The organism is Pelagicoccus sp. SDUM812003 (genome assembly GCF_031127815.1).
GTDB lineage: Bacteria > Verrucomicrobiota > Verrucomicrobiia > Opitutales > Opitutaceae > Pelagicoccus.
On sequence record NZ_JARXHY010000002.1, the window covers coordinates 308283 to 326154 of the forward strand.

Consider the following 17872-nt stretch of genomic DNA (forward strand, 5'->3'; position numbering starts at 1 on the left):
CGCCCGCGCGCCTCAACAGAACGGTCAAGTAAAGCGGGTGTCGCCTCGCCGATTTCCCGACGAAACCCTCACCCTGGAAGCCCCCATCGCAACTCCAACAAACCATGCACTACCTCAATCGCACGTCGCTTCGCCTAAACCGTTCCCTAAGCTGGCTCGCTAGCCTATGCGCCCTGGTCCCGCTCAGCTTGAGCAGCGCGGGGACCGAGTCCGAGCTTTTCTCCCCCTCTTCCGTCAGCTTGAAGGAGGGCCCTTTCCTCACCTCGTTGAAGCTAAACGAGGAGATGCTCCTGCAGCACGACCCGGATCGCCTCCTCGCTCCCTACCTGCAAGTCGCCGGACTGGAGCCAAAAGGCGAGATCTACGGCAACTGGGAAATTCAAGGCCTCGGCGGCCACAGCGCCGGGCACTACCTGTCCGCCTTGGCCTTCACGTGGGTCAACACAGGCGACGAGGTTTTCCGCGAGCGCATGGACTACATGGTCGACGAATTGGCCCGCTGCCAGGAAGCGAATGGAAACGGCTATGTCGGCGGCGTCGGCAAGGCCATTTGGGACCAGCTCGCCGAGGGCAAGGTCGATGTCAACCGCTTCGGCATGAACGGAGGATGGGTGCCATGGTACAATCTTCACAAGACCTTCATGGGACTCAAGGACGCTTGGCTGGTGGGCGAAAACGAAACCGCGAAGCAAACGCTTATCGAGCTCTCGGAATGGTGCGTCGATCTGACCGACAATCTCGACGATGAACAGATGCAACGCATGCTCTACGCTGAGTATGGCGGGATGAACGACCTGTTCGCGGAGGTGTATCAACACACTGGAGACGAGCGCTACCTCAGGCTAGCGAAGCGATTCTCGGACCTGGAAATCCTCGTCCCGCTTTCGCAAGCCGAAGACCCGCTGACAGGCATGCACGCCAACACGCAAATCCCCAAAGTCACCGGATTCCAACGCATCGCCAACATCGACGAGAACGAAACCTACCTCAAGGCGGCAGACGAGTTTTGGGAAAACGTGGTCGGCTCCCGAACCGTGGCTTTCGGAGGCAACAGCGTGCGCGAGCACTTCCATCCCGTCGACGACTTCTCCACTTTGCTCGAATCCCGTGAAGGGCCGGAGTCCTGCAACACGCACAACATGCTGCGACTCACCGCCCAACGCTTCCTTCACGATTCCGAATCGCGCGACATCGACTACTACGAGCGGGCGCTTTTCAATCACATACTAAGTGTCCAAAATCCAACTACTGGCGGCTACGTCTATTTCACCCCCATCCGGCCACGACACTACCGCGCCTACTCCCAAGCCGAAAAGGCGTTCTGGTGCTGCGTAGGCTCCGGCATGGAAAACCCGGGACGTTATACCGAGCTGATCTACACCCATAGCGAAGACCAGCTACAGGTGAACCTCTTCATCGCCAGCGAGCTCGATTGGGAGGAAAAGGGCGTGCGCATCGTGCAGGAGACCGACTTTCCCTATCGCTCGTCAAGCACCCTGAGCGTGGAGGGAAAAGCGAAAAAGCCTTTCACCCTCTCCCTGCGCCATCCGGCATGGATCGATGGAGAAATGACCGTGACGCTTAACGGAAAACCGATCAAGACATCCGTATCCGAAAACGGATACATCGACATCAAGCGAAAGTGGAAAAATGGCGACACGCTGGAAATCGATCTGCCGATGAGCCTTCACTACGAGCAATTGCCCGATGGCTCTCCCTACTACGCCTTTCTCTACGGTCCCATCGTCCTAGCCGCCAACGAAGGGACGGACGACACTCCGGGCATCTTCGCCGGAGAAGGACGCATGGAACACATCGCTCCCGGTCCCTACTATCCGCTAGACCGAGCCCCCACCTTCGTAGGCTCTCCCGAAGAAGCTGTGGCCAGCATCGCCCGCAGCTCCAGCGACGAGCTGCGTTTCGAATTCGAAGGCGACATTCGAAACGCCGATTCGGAAACCATCGAGCTCGAGCCCTTTTATGGCATCCACGAAGCACGCTACACCATGTACTGGCGCGTCCTCGACTCAAAGGACTACGAAGCCGCGCTCAAGGAAATCGCGAAAAAGGAGCGCCTTCAGCAGCAACGCGCCGCTCGCGTCGTCGATGAAATCGCCCCCGGCGAGCAGCAGCCAGAAGTCGAGCACGGTTTCGCCGCTGAAGGCAGTCAATCCGGCATCATGCTGGGCCGACGCTACCGCGAAGCGTCCGAATGGTTTGCATACACCATAAAAACGCAGGATGAGACCGATCTCGAACTAGAGGTCACCTTCTGGGGCAGCCAATGGGGACGGGCCTGCAAGATTCTGGTCGACGGTCACGAAGTCGGCCGCATCGATGCCAATGGCTCGCAGCCAGAGAAGTTTATCGAGGCGAGCTTCGAGATTCCAAGCGAGGTTGTAGAGAACGCCGAAAACGGCCAGCTGCGCGTGCGCGTCGAAGCCATCGACCAGCGAAGCACGCCCTCGATCTTCGGAGTCGCCTTGCTCAAATAGCGACCACCTCTAAGGCCTTCAGGGGCTTAGCGTCACAAGCCGGCCGCTAAGCCTCTTCGCAGGCCACCAGCTGAACCACGAGCGCTCTGATCAATTCGAGCTCAACCGGGTTCAATGCGCTGATGGTGATCCAGTCCGGACCAGCCCGCAGCGTGCCGACGCGAATCGGCTCGTCCTCCACCGCGTAGTCCGGATTCTCCTCTTCGTCCAAAAACGAACTCTGGTCGCCGGGTAGCGGCGGCGAGACGGTGATGTCGAAAGCGGTTTCGCCGAAGGGGTCGACACCATATTCCGAAGCGCCCACTTCCTCGAAAAAGGGATGGTGCCGCAAGGTCAGCACCAACTCCGATTTGCTGACCAAGGGCGTAAGCGTCACTCTGTAGAGTTCGTCCGCCAAGGGAGCGTCCGCCGACGCCTCGTCTCCGAACTCTCCCACGCCATCGCGCTCATCCTGGATTCCGGCGCAGATGTTCCAGACCTCAGGCAAGCTGTCCTGCATGGCGTCGGTGACTTCGCTTTCCTGCACGCCTAAAAAGTCCACCAGCTCCTCCATGATCTGCCCCTTGATGTCCGGCGAACCCACGAAGACGCCAGGAATCACGTAGAGACAATTCTCGTGACTGAGGAAACGCCCGAACATCAGGGCCCCTTTTTCCAGAGGTTCCTGGTCTCCAAAATCCACATACAGAAATTCTTCCTGCGGATCGAAAGCGTTCCACACTCGGTAGTAGGGAAGCGTCTGATTCGCCTCGATGACCTCCACCAGCATGGCTCTGCTGCGGGAAAGCTTCTGCAGGAGGATGCGGATCTCGTTGCGCAGGCCGCTGCCTTCGGGCTTTTCCAACGCGCTCTGCACCGCGGGGTAGGCCTCGCCCCCCAAGGCGCGGTCCAGCAGCGACCACTGCGTTTCGTAGGATATCAGCGGTAGATCGCGCTCGGGGAGAAAGCGCCGGTCCATGGCGTCGAAACGACGGGCCCACTCTCCCTGCCCCACCGTCTTCTCCAGCCAGCGCGCCGCCCCGGTCAGCCCACGGCTGACGATCGCGTCGAAAGCCTTGGGCGAACGAGGATTGAACGGATTGTAAGGGCAATCCATCGGACAGCTCAGCTCGGTGATGCGCGAAGACGCGCAATCCTGCGGGGAAATCGATTTTTCCAATACAGGACAAAAGCGGCTGGTCGAAGGTGATATCGGTGAAACCATAACGTTTAAGCCCGCCTAGGTTAGGCCTCCGTTTGCCAATTTCGAGTCACAAAACACGAGCCAAGCAGGGAAATGCGAGCGTGCCTTTCGACTGCCGAAGGGCTGCGGTACGGGCCGCCCTAAAAGGTCTGCTAACACCCTGCTATTCAATTGCTTCAAACGCAGCCAGAGGGGCCCGAAATCCGTTCGGCGCGTTTGACGCCACGCTGCCCTTGGCGTAGTTTGCTTATGCATCGCACCCCACAACATGAGCTGGACTAATCGCTAGGCTCATTTCGCGACCTGCCGTACCGATGCGCTGGACAGGCCCTCGCCGTTTTTCAAAACGGGCAAGCGAAGCGCTCCGCCAACAGAAACGACCTCAACCGCAAGCTTCGAAACGACGAAGGGCCCTATCCGGGGGCTTGGAGTTCGATCGCCCTCGCGCTCCGTCCACGAAGCTTCGCTCGACCTTTCAGACGTCCATGAGCGAACATCAACCTCTACTACTGGTGCTAGGCGTCGGGAACCCCGATTGGGGAGATGACCGTGTGGGACCCGCCGTGGCGGAGCGGATTCAAAATGCCAACAACGACAGCGTCGAGGCAAGATCGGTGTTCGGCGAACTGTTCGACCTGATGGTGGCCATGAAAGGCCATCGGCAAGCGGTCATCGTCACTGCCATCAGATCGCATGGCGCCGAGGGAGCCCTGCACGTGTTCGACGCCAGCAAGTCTCCCTTGCCCACGGAGCTGTTCGGAAACTTCGCCACCCACGATTTTGGACTGCCGGAAGCCCTGGAGCTCATCCGGACCTTGGGCGAGCTGCCCCCAAAGCTCATCGTGCTGGGGATCGAAGGCAGGGATTCCACCCCCCTCGCCTCGATGAGCCCTCGCGTTCGGGAAGCCATCGAAGAGGCCAGCCGCTGGATCGTCGAGCGGGCCGAGGCCTACGCCCTCAAGCCGATCGCCTGAGAATCTCGGTCGGTCAGCTGGTCCCCGTTTCTCCCAAAATGTAAGAGTAAATCGGTCGCGGTTTGACCTGCTCCTCCCGATTCCTATGCATAGGCTTTTCATAAAACTCGCCCCTTATTAAAACCGTTTTCCCGAAAGCAAAATCTATGAGAAAGCTCGTAACGTCCCTCCTGCTCGCGGCCTGCGCCGCCAGCCCGCTCTTCGCCCAGCAGTTCAAAGCCCTGCTCTATACCAAAACCGATGGCTGGCACCACGATTCCATCAACGCCGGCGTGACCGCCATCCAGGAACTGTCCAAGCTGCATCACTTCGAGGTCTACTGGACCGAAAACACCGGCATGGTCTTCACTGACCAGAAGCTCAAGGAATACGACGTGGTGATCTTCCTGCTAACCACCGGCGACGTTCTCGACGACCAGCAGCAAGCGGCCTTCGAGCGCTACATCCAGGCGGGCGGCGGCTATGTGGGCATCCACAGCGCCTCCGATACCGAGTACGGTTGGGACTGGTACACCAAGATGGTAGGACACATGTTTCATATCCACCCCGCCATCCAAACCGGCGTGATGAAAGTGGAGGATCCAGACTTTCCAGGCATGGATCGCTTCGCCGACAAGTTTCTCTTCACCGAGGAGTGGTACGAGTTCGACGCTCCGCGCACCGACGACCTGAACTACCTGCTTAGCGTAGACGAAAAAACCTACCGCCCCGCGGCCAACTGGGGGGCTAAGAAGGGAGAAGGCATGGGCGACTTCCACCCGATCAGCTGGTACAAGGAATACGACGGCGGCCGAGCCTTCTACACGGCGCTGGGCCACCTGCCCGCGACCTACAGCGACGCCGACTTCATGCACCACGTCTACGGCGGCATCTATTGGGCGGCGACTGGAAACGGCTTCAAGTCCGCCGATTGATCGTGAGCATCGGCCCCTGCCGCGCCTGGTTCGCCCAAGTCGGCGGGAGCCGGACATCACCTGAAGACGAGGCGCCGATGCCCTGCACGAGCGCCTTGTCTTCCGTTTCGACGACCTGCAAAGCGCCCTTGGCTATCGCTCCACGTACGGATCCGCGATTCCGATGGCTCGACGCACCTGAGCTTCTCCCACGTTGTATCGGTAGAAAGCTTGCGCCTGGTTGAGGCGGGCTTCGGTCAGCGACACCCGGGCCTGCAGCACGTCAAGTTGCGAGGCTTCTCCCGCCTCGTAGCGAGCATCCGCAAGACGCAAGGCCTCCTCCGCCTGCTCCACCACCTTGATCGACGCCTGAGCCAGCTCCGTGGCTGCCTGCAGCTCGGAAAGGGCGCGCCGCACCTCCACTTCGATGGCGAGCGACAATTGACGCGTTTCCAGCTCGGCTTGGGCGAGCTGGGATTTCGCTTGGATGATCTGGCCGCGGGCTCGTCGCCCGTCGAAGATGGGCACGTTGACCTGCACGCCTGCGGTCCACCCGTGGCGGGCTCGGTCGAAACTGGACGAATAGGTGGGCTTGTTGGCCTCGTAGGAGCCGACGAGCGAGACTTCGGGCCGAAGTCCGGATTTGGCGATCACCACGCCTTCCTCGCGGGCCTCCTCCACTTTCTGCAATCGTTTTAGCTCCGGTCGGATCTGCAGCGCTTGCTCGATCGCGCCACTGAGATCGTAGGTGATCGGCGAATACGGCAAATCGCCCACGAGCTCCGGCACCTTGTGGAGGGCGACGCCGTCTGCGGCCACAAAGCCAAGGATCTGGCGCAGCTCCTCGATCGCGATGCGGTAGTCGTTTCGCGCTTGGATCAGAGCGGGACGAGCGTTGGCGAGCTCGACCTCCGCTCGCAGGACCTCGAAACGCGTGCCCGATCCGACATCGAAACGGTCCTGGGCGTTTTTAAGAAGCTCTTCCAACAAGGTCACGTTGTCCTCCTGCACCTCGATTTCCTGGCGGGCAAGCAGGGCTCCGTAAAAGCCTTGGCGCGTCAGTAGCAAGACATCGTCAATCACGCTCTGCAGCTCCAGCAGGGCCGCGTCTTCGATAAGCGACTGCACATTGAGGGCCGCTCGCACGCCGCCGCCGGAATAGAGCGTCTGCCGCACGTCTAGCGACACGCCCCATTGCGACGATGGAGGCGGCGCGAACTCGCTCAATCCCTCATCGAGCTCTATGTATTGACCATTCACCGACAGGTCCGGCAGCGCCTGAGCCCGGACTTCGATGATCAAGCCGTTTTGCTCCTCGATCCTCTGCTTAGCCTTGAGGATTTCGAAGTTGTGCTCCGCCGCGAATTGCAGAGCGGTCTGCAAATCGAGCCGATCCGGGATTTCGTATACCGAATAGGAATCGTCCTGCGCCTTGGCAGCGACGGCGAGCAGCGACGCGCCGAGGAGAGATAAGATGCGTAAGCGAAAGGGTCGCGATAAATCCATGGTTAAGCAGAGTTGAGAGCGGGAACCTAGGTCTTCCCGGATGGTTTCAGCAATATCAATATGCTAAATCCTCAGAAAGTCCCTCGGCATACCCCAGCGATTACGCAGATTCCGGTCTCCGGTTACACCCAAAGTCCACTGAAGCGCCGGCTGCTGGCCTCCGGGCTGAGCGAAATCTCGCCGATTCCCGGTGGACGAGGTCCTGCTAGGGAGCCGCTTGCAACTCGGATTGAGCGTTGGAGGTTTCGGCCGCCTTTTTTTCGTAGTAGTCCTGCAGTACAAAAAACGCCTGCTTGCGCACGCCGTTGTCGCCGATCAGACCCTTGCGATTCCATCCGTCCTGCACCACGGGCAAGGGACGACGGGGCGATCGGAAATCGACCAGAATCCAGGGCGTGGTCCCGCTGTAGCCGGGGATGCGTTCCAGCATCTTCACCGTGCGGGCGTAGAGGTCGGCCTGAAACTCCTCGCTGAAACGGGTCACTGCATCCCCTCGCTTGCCCTGCAAGGCGCCGGCCCCGAACTCGCTGATCACTACCGGCTTCTCGTATCCAATTTCCCAAGTCACGCGATCGATCTTTTCAGGCAGCCCATCGTACCAGCCGATGTACTGGTTGAAGCTGAGAATGTCGGTGTAGGCTCCGAAGGGATCGTTCACGATCTTGTGGTCCCCCTTGCCGGGTTCCGAATGCACTTCCATCGCGGCGGAAATCAGTCGCGTCGGATCGAGCTGACGCGTGTCGTCCACCAAGCGTTTGAGAAAGGCCGTCCGGGCTTCGCTGACCGGGGTCTCGTTGGCCATGGACCAGATGATCACGCTCGCGCGATTCTTGTCTCGGTCGACCAACGCCTTGAGCTGAGCGCGGGCGTTGGCCAAGGTTTGCTCGTTTTCCCAGGAGATGGTCCAGTAGACGGGGATTTCCTCCCAGAGCAGGATACCCATCTCGTCCGCCACCCGAGCCATGTACTCGCTGTGCGGGTAGTGCGCGAGGCGAGCGAAGTTGCACCCGAGCTCCTTGGCCCAGCCAAGCAGGAGCCGGGCATCCTCCACCCCGAACGCTCTCCCGCCGCGGAAGGGGTTTTCCTCGTGGATGCTGATCCCGCGCAGAAAAATGGGCTCGCCGTTGAGCAATATATCCCGGCCTTCCACCTCGATGGTGCGAAATCCGATTCGATCTTCCACCCGATCGGTATCGGAAGCGACCACCACCTCGTAAAGCTTGGGCGACTGCGGCGACCAGCGTTTCAGCTCGGAGGGCACGGGCAAGCGCAGCTCGGCGTACCCCTGATCGTCGGCTTGGATCGACTGAACGATTTCCAGTTCGGGGATCTCCACCGAAATGCGCTGCGAAAGCTGCGGGCCTTCCAGCTGGGCTGCGATCTCGATGAAAGCTCCGGTCGGATCGAGGGCTACGCTGTAGTCGGTCACAAAGGTCTCCGGCGTCTCCAGCAACAGCACGTCGCGGGTGATGCCGCCATAGTTCCACCAATCCGTATTCAGCGTCGGCACGGCGTCCTTCTCCCGCTTGTTGTCCACCATGAGCACCAGCGAGTTTCGGCCGTGCTCCAATCGATCCGTCACTTCGAACTGAAACGGAGTGAACCCTCCGACATGGACGCCGAGCTTGCGTCCGTTGAGATAGACATGAGCTTCGTAGTTCACCGCTCCGAAATGCAGAAACTGGCGGCCTTTCGCCTGAGAGGCGTCGAAGTCGAAGGTTCGCCGATACCAGACCGATCCCTCGTAGTAGAACAGCTTGTCGTCCTGAGAATTCCAGTCGCCGGGCACGGTCAGGGTGTCTGCAGTATCGAAGTCGTACTCCTGCAGGACAGTTCTGTCCGTCACCGGTCGATCGAGAAAATAACCGCCGTAGGCTGGTTCGCTGGCATCGAACGGCTGGTAGCGGTAGTTGTAGAAGCCGTTCTCGTAGGGATCGACGATCACGCGCCACTTTCCATTGAGCACCTGATCGACTCGAGGATAGACGTTCGCAATGTTGTTTTCGCGGCCAGCAGCAGACGAGCCGACGAAAAGAAAGACGAGCAAAGGGGTTAGGGTTTTTAAGACAAGGGCAAGAAGGGGTGTTTTCATAGTCGGGGAATCATGGGCTAAGCCAACCCGTCAGGCTACCGAAAAATCGGGGCGAAAGCGTCTGACTGTCACGCCCTATCGCTCATCCATATGAGACCCCCGGCTGCAGATTGCAGACGCGGCAGACGGAACGTATCCGAAAATCAACTCCCGCCCGCTTCCTTTCGAGCAGACGCGGCGGCTTCCGCAGCGCGATTCGCAGCGCTGTATGGAAGCGCCCACTACAGAACGAGGTCCGTCCAGCGGGCTGAAATAGGGTTCGCCTAATACATGCGTCCAGAAACGACAGCCTTGGCCCGAAACCTGCCTACCGCCCACCAGGGCGCTTGCCGAAGAGAAAGACGGCTCGCCCCATCTCGCCTCGAAACGCGGCCGCGCCGTTCCCAACGGAAAATGAACGCGCTGGCCCGGGAGCGGTCGCATCGATCGAAGCCTAATCCGCACGGTATGATTATAATTAACTCGTATCCCTCTCCGAAAACGTAAAATTGCTGCCTTTTTGACACTTCCCTACTTGGCAAGCCGCGACTGCCATCTACCCTAGCCCGTTATGCCCTCTCCCCCGGAAACCCCTGAGCGCCTGACCGAGATCGCCCGAACGACTCTCGGCCTGGACCCGTCGGCGCCCAAGGATCGCAAGGTTGCGGTTTCCGGAGCGGCTCTCTCCGCGGCCCTGGAGCAGGCCTATCGGGCTGGCAACTACTCCCACTTCGACTCCTCGGTGAAGGTCGACATGGAGCTTTTCTTCTGGCAGCTGATGGATTCGCTGCCCGACAACGTCTATTTTAAGGACAAGGACAGCCGCTTCATTTGCGTCAACCGAGCTCAGGCTCGCTTTCTGGGTGTCGACGATCCCAACGACGCCATCGGCAAGTCCGACTTCGATTTCTTCGAGCGGGACAAGGCTCTGGAGCGCTACAAGGACGAGCAGGAGATCGTGCGCACCGGCGTGGGCTGGAATCTGCACGAGGAGCGGGACTTGGAGACGGACGACGCGGAAAAGGTCTGCATCATCAGCAGCAAGCTTCCGCTGCGCGACGCCAGCGGAGCGGTCATCGGGACCTTCGGCATCTCCCGCGACATCAGCGAACGCTACCTGGCAGAGCGCGAGGTGGAACGGCAGAAGAACCTGCTGGAAACCATCATCCAGATCCTCCCCTGCCGCGTGTTCGTACGAAACTACGAAAACCGATTCATCATGATCAACGAGGCCTACCGCAAGGCCATCGGGGTGAAGGACCGCAAGGACGTGATCGGGCACCGACTCTCGGAATTCACCCGGCACGAGCTTCGCGACCAGATTCGGGAAGAGGACCGACAGGTGCGCGAGGATGGAAAGTCGATCCTAAACCAGGTCCAATTCGATAAGAGCGTCTTCGAAAAGCAGCGCTGGGTGGTCACTTCGAAGGTGCCCCTGCGCGGCCCAGACCTGACCATCGAAGGCATCGTGGGCATGACCTACGACATCACCGAGCAGAAGGAGGCGGAAGAGCAGGCTCGAGCCCTGAGCGAGCGACTCAGCGCCAAAAACGAGGAGTTCGAAGCGGAGCTCCTAGTCGCTCGCCAGCTGCAGGAAACCCTCATGTCGATGGGTTTCGACGCCAACCGGCAGTTCACCCGATCGGGCGAGCGCTGGAAGATCGACGCCAGCTACTACTACAAGCCGAGCCACCACCTGGCTGGCGACTTCTTCGATCTCATCCCCATTTCCCGTAACAAGCTAGGCGTCCTGGTGTGCGACGTCATGGGCCACGGCGTGAAGGCGTCCTTGGTCACCATGCTGCTCCGCGGTCTGGTCATGGAATTGCCGAAGCTGCTCGATCGTCCAGGAAAAGTGCTCTCTCGGCTCAACAACCGACTCTGCGCCTTGGCGGAGGGACCTGAGTTTCCTCGCTTCACCACCGCGGTCTACATGACGCTCGATCTCGACTCCGGGTTGGCTCGCATCGCCAACGCAGGGCACCCGAATCCGATCTGGAAAACCAGGGACGAGTCGGGTAAGTCCGCATTTCTGAGTTCGCCTTGCGGCGAAATCGGCCCCGCTCTGGGATTGATTCCCAACGAGGTCTTCACCGCTCGGGAGTTCTCGTTCGAGCAACTCACGGAAATCCTCTTCTACACCGACGGCATCACCGAGCAGAAGGATGCCATGGGGCGGGACTTCGGCACGGAGAAGCTGGAGGACATCTTGCTGCGAAACGAAAACCTGTCCTTGCCCAAGCAACTGGAGACCGTGCGATCGGCGCTGCGACTCACCGCCGGCAGCAAGGAGTTCGACGACGATATCTGTCTCGTCGCCCTGCGCCTCAGTCAGATCGGCGGCGCCACGCGTCCTGTGAACGGGGCCCAGGTCGACTAACCGGACGCCCGAGGAAAAGCCCTGTCGCTCTCTCTTTCTAGCCGAGCGTCTTCTTCACTTCGGCCGAAGCCAGCTTCATGTCCAGAGCGGCTCCATGATCGGACTTGAGCTTGCTCATCACTTTGCCCATGTCCCGCATCGAGGTCGCGCCTGTCGCGTCGATAGCGTCCGCCACCAGCTTGGGGTAGGCCTCCGCCTCCAGCTTTTCAGGCAGCAAGGCCATAAGCAATTCGGCGCACTGACGCAGCTCGGCAACCTTGTCGTCGCGACCGGCTTTGGCGAACGCATCGGCGGATTCGGCGAACTTGCCGGATTCCTTCTCCACCACCGCGATCACCTTGGCCTCGGAGAAATCCTCGTTGGCCCGAACTTCGCCTTCCTGGATCGCAGCGAGCGCCGCTCCGTAGGCCTCCGTCGCGATGGGATCGCGAGCCAAACGAGCTTTCTGATGAAGTTGCTTGAGCTTGTCTTTCATTTCGTCGGCCATTGTCAGAGCTTATTCTCTCTTGGCAATTGAATATCTAGCCCGCCTAATGACTCTCAGCTACGAGCGCCTTTCATTCATCTCCCCCTTCCTAACGTCCTTCCCACCATGACAGATACGAAAAAGAAGCCCTGGATCAAGTACCTCGTCCTCGCCGCTCTCGTCCTCGCCGCCTACTTCATCAACGTGGAAGTCCAGACCCGCCTAGGCCAGAAGGCAGTCGCCGAAACCGGACTGCCCCGGCACAGCTTCCAGGAGGCCCTCGCCAAGGCGGAAGCTGAGAACAAACCCGTGCTGGCGAACCTGTCCGCGATCTGGTGCCCAACCTGCCGATCCCTAGACAAGACCATATTCGTGGATGAAACCGTGCGACAGCGCATCGCGGACTCCTATGTCTACACCCGCATCGACTTCGAGTCCGAAGAAGGCCAAGCCTTCAAGGAGCGCTATGGAGTGAATTCCTTTCCCACGCTCCTGGTGCTCAATCCCCAGGGCGACGCGCTCAAGCAGCTCCCGATCACCACCGACCCAAGCCTCTTCGCCGCCCAGCTCTAAAAAAGCAGCTGGCCGCTCTCCAGCATCGCAGCGCCTGCACGGCATTCGCGTCTTGACTTCCTGTATTTTCAATATTTTCTGAAAACTCAGATTTCTGCGGAAATCGTCTCCGACCACATGAAACGCGCATGAGCGAACTCGACCAACTCAAAGACGACTTCGTCACCCAATGGGGCGCCTTGGGCAGCCAGTGGGGCATCAATCGCACCATGGCTATGATACACGCCTTGCTGCTGGTATCCCCCGCTCCGGTCAACACCGACCAGATCATGGAGGCCCTGCATATCAGTCGTGGAAACGCCAATACGAACCTGCGCGAACTGATCAGCTGGGGGCTCATCCGGCAGGTCATCGTGCGCGGCGAACGCAAGGACCACTTCGAAGCGGAGAAGGAGGTCTGGAAGATCTTTTGCACCCTCGCCCGCGAGCGCAAGCGACGCGAGACCGAACCGGCCAGCATGGTCCTGCAGGACTGCATCAATCGCTCCAAGGGCATCAAAACTGCTGAGGGCGAGGAATTTCACAAACAGCTCACCGCCCTCAACGAATTCGTCACTCTCGCAAATACCATGATGGAGAAGATCGCCACCAAGGAACAAAGCGCATTGCTGCCCAAACTGGTGAAGCTGCTCTCCTGAGCCGCGCCCCTGCCGACGCGACGCTCGCCACACCTATCGATACGCCGATGAAAGCCTACGCAACCTTCAACCCGACCCAGCGATGAAACGCATCGTCATCGCAGGCGGAAACGGATTTCTGGGTCAGACCCTCACCCGCTACTTCAATAGCAAATCCTGGGAAGTCAGCATCCTGACTCGACAGCCGCTCTCGCTCCCCTTTCCCGCCAAACAGGTGAAATGGGACGGCGAGTCCATGGACGATTGGGCCAAGGAACTCGAAGGCGCCGACGCCTTGATCAATCTATGCGGCAAGTCCGTGAACTGCCGATACACCGAAGCCAATCGAGAGGCCATACTGCAAAGCCGCCTCAAGTCGACTTCCGTATTGAAAAAAGCCCTACAGGCAGCGAACGACCCGCCTCCCGTCTGGCTCAACGCCAGCAGCGGCACGATCTACCAGCACAGTCTGCACACCCCCATGGACGAGAGCACCGGGACCTTCGGCGAAGGATTCTCCGAAAACGTGTGCAAGGCCTGGGAGAACGAATGCTTCAGCGACGACCTACCCCGCACCCGACGCATCGCCATGCGCACCAGCATGGTTCTCGGCGATGGCGACAACAGCGTCTACCCAGTGCTGGCTCGCCTCGCCCGCTGGGGACTGGGGGGTAGAATCGGGGCCGGAAAGCAGCTCGTCAGCTGGATCCACGAGCTCGACTTCGCCCGCGCCGTCACCTTTCTCATCGAAGACCACCAAATCGAAGGCCCGGTCAATATCACCGCTCCCGCTCCCGCTCCCAACAGCGTATTCATGAGCACCCTACGCAACAGCCTTGGCTCCCATTTCGGACTCGTTCACTACCGGCCCATCCTGGAGGCCGGGGCGTTCCTACTGCGAACCGAAAGCGAGCTGGTGCTGAAAAGCCGGTACGTGCTGCCGGAGATCCTGCTCAAGCGACGCTTCGTCTTCGCCTTCCCCTTTCTCGACGAAGCCCTGTCCGACCTGAGAGATTCTCCAAGCTTCAGCCTCCAGCCTTGCCCCGCCAAGGACCCGATCGCCAACGCCTAAACGCCCAATCGATCGAAACGGAGCCGAACCAAGCGAAAAAACCGAGCCGAAGATCGCTGAAAAACGAGCAGTTTCCACTCGTCTAGCGAACTAGAACGCTCCTTTTCGCCCAAAATGGGCCTTTTGGGCTGGCCCAAGAGGCGTGGCACGCTGGCTGCTTACGAATCACGTGAATCGTAATACGTTTCTCTCTAAACGTATTACTCATCTCGAAACCTGATCGACCACGTGTTATGAAGTTCTCTCGTCTCGCAGCCCGCGCCGCAGCCCTTGTCGCTGCACCTCTCGCCCTCCTCTCAACTTCCTTAGCCGAACCCTTGAAAATCGGCTATTCCGACTGGCCAGGCTGGGTGGCCTGGGAAATCGGCATCCAGAAGGGCTGGTTCGAGGAAGAAGGCGTGGACGTCGACTTCCAGTGGATGGACTACGTCGCCTCCATGGACGCTTACGCAGCCGGACTGCTGGACGCGGTCACCATGACCAACGGCGACGCCTTGGTCACCGGCGGCACTGGAAAGCCATCCGTTGGCATCATCATCAACGACTTCTCCAACGGCAACGACATGATCGTCGCCGCTCCTGGCATCGATTCGCTGGCCGACCTAAAGGGCAAGAAGATCGGCCTAGAAGAGGGCTTCGTCATCCACCTGCTCCTCATGAAGGGCGCTGAAGCGGCCGGCATCGATCCGGACGAATTCACCATCGTGAATACGCCGACCAATGAAACGCCTCAGGTGCTGGCATCGGGCGCCGTGGACGCCATCGGAGCTTGGCAGCCGAATTCCGGTCAAGCCCTCAAAACGGTCGCCAACTCCAAGCCGGTTCTCACGTCCGCGGACGTTCCTGGCGTCATTTACGACCTTCTCTTCGTCGATCCGGAAAGCTTGGAAAAGCGTCGCGACGACTGGATGAAGGTGGTCAAGGTCTGGTACCGCATCGTCGACTTCATCAAGGATGAGGAAAACATCGACGAAGCCCTGGAAATTCTCGCCGGCCGCGTAGCCATTTCTCCCGAGGAGTACGAACCGTTTTTCGGAGGCACCTATATCCTGAGCCTCGAGGAAGCGCTCCCCATCTGGGAACAGGCAGAGGGACTCAAGTCGGTCTACGGATCGACCGTGATTTCGGACGAGTTCAATGTATCCATGGGAGTATACGAGGAGCCTCTCAATACCATCCAGTACCTCGATCCGAGCCTCACCAAAGAGTACGCCGAGTCCGTAAAGTAGGCGCTCAGCAATTTTGTCACTCCCTCTTCCCCTCTTTCGAAGGCGGGCCAAAGCCCCGGCCCGTCTTCTTTATGTCCACACCCAGCCTTATCCTCCTCTGAGTTCGATACTCTCGCGTCCACATGACCGAACGAAAAAACCGCGCCAAGGGATCTAGCCCTTGGTTCGCCATACGAAAGGACCTCGACGCCAAGCAGCGCCTCGCGCTGAGCGTCCTCTCCTTCGTCCTCCCATTGGCCGCCTGGGCCTTTGTTAGCTATACGCCTTTCATCTGGCATCCCGACATCAAACTTCAGATCTCCGCGGACCGCAGCGACGTCACCACGGTCTATACCGCGGGAGACCATCTCTCCAAAACCTACTACCCGGAATTCGTCGCCGCCATCCGTTCGGACAATGAGAAGATCCTCGCCGAACGAGCTTCCGGCCATGCCGAAGGAAACGGTTTCGCCACTCGGAGAGCGAATGTGAAGATTATGCGGCATATTTCCGACGCCGCTATCGCCAACAAATGGCTGACCCGCGAAGAAGCAAAGGAGGACGAAAACCTGTACGAAATTTGGCGCGGCGTGGCCGAGGGCAAGCTGCGGGGAACGAAGGTCAAGTTCAGCGACGAGAACCGCGCTATCATCGAGCGAAACTGGGCTCTCATGTCAGCTAGCTCCCCCACCTTCAACTCCCGCGACCTGCCGGAGACGCCGCTTGAGAAACTCGTGCCGCAGGGCATCTCCGCCAACCCGGTCTACCTTCCCGCTCCGCATGAGGTCGTGATCAAGGGCATTCAGGATTTCACCTTCGAGTCCGAAGACGACAAGCCCTCCATGTTCGAGCGCTACAAGCACTCGCTTCGCATCGTCTTCTCCGGCTTCCTGCTGGCGGCGGCGATCGGCGTTCCTCTCGGCGTTCTCTGCGGCACTTTCGACTTTTTCTCCAAGCTCTTCGAGCCCTTCATCGACTTCTTCCGCTACATGCCAGCCCCCGCCTTCAGCACCTTGCTGGTGGCCGTCTTCCTGGCCCACGACGCCCCGAAGATCGCCCTGGTGTTTGTCGGCACCTTCTTCCAGTTGGTCCTGGTGGTCGCCAATACCACTCGCCAGCTTGACCGCTCCTTGCTCGAAGCGGCCCAGACTCTCGGAGCGAAAAACCTGACTCTGATCCGCCGCGTCATACTGCCTGGCATCACGCCCAACCTCTACAACGACATGCGAATCCTGCTGGGCTGGGCGTGGACATGGCTGGTCATCGCCGAGCTCATCGGAGTCAAAAGCGGTCTGACCGAGTTTCTGGAAACCCAGGGTCGCTGGCGAAACTTCGATAGCGTTTTCCCCATCATCATCCTGATCGGCATGTCCGGATTCGTCACCGACCAATTCCTTTCCTCGCTGCGCAAGTACCTCTTCCCATGGACGCCTGAAGCGTCGGAGAAGAAACACGGAGTCATTGGCCGCTTTATCCTCTGGCTGGTAGACCGCAAAGCCTACAGCACACCCTTGAACGGAGGAGCGAAGTCATGAGCGATTCACTGAACCTGCCGAGCTACAAGGAGCAGAGCGAGGCCGTCAAAGCGCGCTTCGCCGACATCTACAAGCGCCCCATCAAGCTGGAAGTCGAAGGCCTCAGCAAAAGCTTCACCACCGCCAAGGGCACCGTCGACGTGCTCAGTCCGATCAGCTTCAACGTGCATCGACGCGAGTTCATATCCGTCATCGGCCCATCAGGCTGCGGCAAGTCGACCTTGATCCGCATGCTGGCGGGATTGGAAACCCTCTCTGGCGGCACCTTCCTGCTCGATGGCAACGAGCCGAGCGGACCGGGGGCCGACCGCGGCATGGTTTTCCAGGGCTACACCTTGTTTCCCTGGCTGAGCGTGAAAAAGAACGTCATGTTCGGCCTGGAAGTTAACGGCCGATCGGGCGCCTCGGTGGAGCAAGAGGCCATGCAGTGGATCGATCTGGTCGGTCTTTCCCACGCCGCAGAGAAGTATCCAAGCCAGCTTTCGGGCGGGATGAAGCAACGCGTCGCCATCGCCCGCTCGCTGGCCAACCAGCCGCAGATCCTCTTCATGGACGAGCCGTTCGGGGCCTTGGATCCGCACACCCGCAGCCACATGCAGGCTCACTTGCTGCAGATCTGGCAAAACGTCGACGTCACCATCATGTTCGTCACGCACGATCTCGACGAAGCCATCTACCTCTCCGATCGCATCCTCGTCCTCAAAGCGAATCCCGGCGAGATCCAGGAGTTCGTAGAGGTGCCTGTCCCTCGACCGAGAAAACCGGAGCAACTGCTCAGCCCGGAATTTCTCGCGACCAAGCTGCGCCTCGAAGAACTGATCCATCCCAAGAAAACCGAAGACGAAGCAGAGGACCTGCCGATCGTTCGCATGACCGGCGTCGACGACGAAGTCGAATAA

Annotated in this window: 14 protein-coding genes; 10 read left to right on the plus strand and 4 right to left on the minus strand. The window is 59.5% G+C overall.

Going from position 1 to position 17872, the window contains the following annotated elements; translation table 11 throughout:
* Nucleotides 1–104: 104 nt before the first annotated feature.
* The gene (locus tag QEH54_RS03545) at nt 105–2495 is read left to right on the plus strand and encodes a glycoside hydrolase family 127 protein (RefSeq protein ID WP_309017245.1); all 2391 of its coding nucleotides are present in this window, start codon (nt 105–107) and stop codon (nt 2493–2495) included.
* Between the two features lie 46 nt (nt 2496–2541).
* On the opposite strand, the gene QEH54_RS03550 is transcribed toward QEH54_RS03545, so the two are convergent.
* Nucleotides 2542–3591, minus strand: coding sequence for a hypothetical protein (locus QEH54_RS03550; RefSeq protein WP_309017246.1), 1050 nt, complete (start codon nt 3589–3591; stop codon nt 2542–2544).
* Nucleotides 3592–4163: 572 nt separating this feature from the next.
* On the opposite strand from QEH54_RS03550, the gene QEH54_RS03555 reads away from it, so the two are divergent.
* Together QEH54_RS03555 and QEH54_RS03560 are read left to right on the plus strand one after the other, a co-directional pair.
* Nucleotides 4164–4652 carry a hydrogenase maturation protease gene (locus QEH54_RS03555; protein WP_309017247.1) on the plus strand — a complete coding sequence of 163 codons (489 nt, stop codon included), beginning with the start codon at nt 4164–4166 and terminating at the stop codon, nt 4650–4652.
* A 146-nt stretch (nt 4653–4798) separates the two neighbouring features.
* The gene (locus tag QEH54_RS03560) at nt 4799–5566 is read left to right on the plus strand and encodes a ThuA domain-containing protein (protein WP_309017248.1); all 768 of its coding nucleotides are present in this window, start codon (nt 4799–4801) and stop codon (nt 5564–5566) included.
* A gap of 132 nt (nt 5567–5698) precedes the next feature.
* On the opposite strand, the gene QEH54_RS03565 is transcribed toward QEH54_RS03560, so the two are convergent.
* Both QEH54_RS03565 and QEH54_RS03570 read right to left on the minus strand, forming a co-directional pair.
* On the minus strand, nt 5699–7051 hold the full coding sequence (locus QEH54_RS03565) for a TolC family protein (protein WP_309017249.1): 1353 nt from the start codon (nt 7049–7051) through the stop codon (nt 5699–5701).
* A 205-nt stretch (nt 7052–7256) separates the two neighbouring features.
* On the minus strand, nt 7257–9143 hold the full coding sequence (locus QEH54_RS03570) for a glycoside hydrolase family 2 TIM barrel-domain containing protein (RefSeq protein WP_309017250.1): 1887 nt from the start codon (nt 9141–9143) through the stop codon (nt 7257–7259).
* 550 nt (nt 9144–9693) lie between these two features.
* On the opposite strand from QEH54_RS03570, the gene QEH54_RS03575 reads away from it, so the two are divergent.
* Complete coding sequence (locus QEH54_RS03575; protein WP_309017251.1) at nt 9694–11502, plus strand: SpoIIE family protein phosphatase; 1809 nt, start codon at nt 9694–9696, stop codon at nt 11500–11502.
* 37 nt (nt 11503–11539) lie between these two features.
* Here QEH54_RS03575 and QEH54_RS03580 read toward each other — a convergent pair whose 3' ends face one another.
* Nucleotides 11540–11977, minus strand: a complete 438-nt coding sequence (locus QEH54_RS03580; protein WP_309017252.1) for a GatB/YqeY domain-containing protein — start codon at nt 11975–11977, stop codon at nt 11540–11542.
* Between the two features lie 117 nt (nt 11978–12094).
* On the opposite strand from QEH54_RS03580, the gene QEH54_RS03585 reads away from it, so the two are divergent.
* From QEH54_RS03585 to QEH54_RS03610, 6 genes are all read left to right on the plus strand, one after another.
* Nucleotides 12095–12541 (plus strand): thioredoxin family protein, encoded by a 447-nt coding sequence (locus QEH54_RS03585; RefSeq protein ID WP_309017253.1) that lies wholly within the window; start codon nt 12095–12097, stop codon nt 12539–12541.
* A 128-nt stretch (nt 12542–12669) separates the two neighbouring features.
* On the plus strand, nt 12670–13179 hold the full coding sequence (locus QEH54_RS03590) for a hypothetical protein (protein WP_309017254.1): 510 nt from the start codon (nt 12670–12672) through the stop codon (nt 13177–13179).
* Between the two features lie 82 nt (nt 13180–13261).
* Nucleotides 13262–14230: a TIGR01777 family oxidoreductase gene (locus tag QEH54_RS03595; RefSeq protein WP_309017255.1), complete on the plus strand. Its 969-nt coding sequence runs from the start codon at nt 13262–13264 to the stop codon at nt 14228–14230.
* Between the two features lie 233 nt (nt 14231–14463).
* A complete protein-coding gene (locus QEH54_RS03600; protein ID WP_309017256.1) occupies nt 14464–15459 on the plus strand; it encodes an ABC transporter substrate-binding protein in 996 nt (331 codons plus the stop codon).
* 122 nt (nt 15460–15581) lie between these two features.
* The gene (locus QEH54_RS03605; protein WP_309017257.1) at nt 15582–16973 is read left to right on the plus strand and encodes an ABC transporter permease; all 1392 of its coding nucleotides are present in this window, start codon (nt 15582–15584) and stop codon (nt 16971–16973) included.
* Nucleotides 16970–17872, plus strand: coding sequence for an ABC transporter ATP-binding protein (locus QEH54_RS03610; RefSeq protein WP_309017258.1), 903 nt, complete (start codon nt 16970–16972; stop codon nt 17870–17872). The genes QEH54_RS03605 and QEH54_RS03610 overlap by 4 nt, the downstream gene beginning before the upstream one ends.

Coding starts and splice junctions, on each gene's coding strand:
- QEH54_RS03575 (WP_309017251.1), top strand. CDS start 9,694: ATGCCCTCTCCCCCGGAAACCCCTGAGCGCCTGACCGAGATCGCCCGA.
- QEH54_RS03595 (WP_309017255.1), top strand. CDS start 13,262: ATGAAACGCATCGTCATCGCAGGCGGAAACGGATTTCTGGGTCAGACC.
- QEH54_RS03565 (WP_309017249.1), bottom strand. CDS start 7,051: ATGGATTTATCGCGACCCTTTCGCTTACGCATCTTATCTCTCCTCGGC.
- QEH54_RS03580 (WP_309017252.1), bottom strand. CDS start 11,977: ATGAAAGACAAGCTCAAGCAACTTCATCAGAAAGCTCGTTTGGCTCGC.
- QEH54_RS03570 (WP_309017250.1), bottom strand. CDS start 9,143: ATGAAAACACCCCTTCTTGCCCTTGTCTTAAAAACCCTAACCCCTTTG.
- QEH54_RS03550 (WP_309017246.1), bottom strand. CDS start 3,591: ATGGATTGCCCTTACAATCCGTTCAATCCTCGTTCGCCCAAGGCTTTC.
- QEH54_RS03560 (WP_309017248.1), top strand. CDS start 4,799: ATGAGAAAGCTCGTAACGTCCCTCCTGCTCGCGGCCTGCGCCGCCAGC.
- QEH54_RS03585 (WP_309017253.1), top strand. CDS start 12,095: ATGACAGATACGAAAAAGAAGCCCTGGATCAAGTACCTCGTCCTCGCC.
- QEH54_RS03590 (WP_309017254.1), top strand. CDS start 12,670: ATGAGCGAACTCGACCAACTCAAAGACGACTTCGTCACCCAATGGGGC.
- QEH54_RS03600 (WP_309017256.1), top strand. CDS start 14,464: ATGAAGTTCTCTCGTCTCGCAGCCCGCGCCGCAGCCCTTGTCGCTGCA.
- QEH54_RS03545 (WP_309017245.1), top strand. CDS start 105: ATGCACTACCTCAATCGCACGTCGCTTCGCCTAAACCGTTCCCTAAGC.
- QEH54_RS03610 (WP_309017258.1), top strand. CDS start 16,970: ATGAGCGATTCACTGAACCTGCCGAGCTACAAGGAGCAGAGCGAGGCC.
- QEH54_RS03605 (WP_309017257.1), top strand. CDS start 15,582: ATGACCGAACGAAAAAACCGCGCCAAGGGATCTAGCCCTTGGTTCGCC.
- QEH54_RS03555 (WP_309017247.1), top strand. CDS start 4,164: ATGAGCGAACATCAACCTCTACTACTGGTGCTAGGCGTCGGGAACCCC.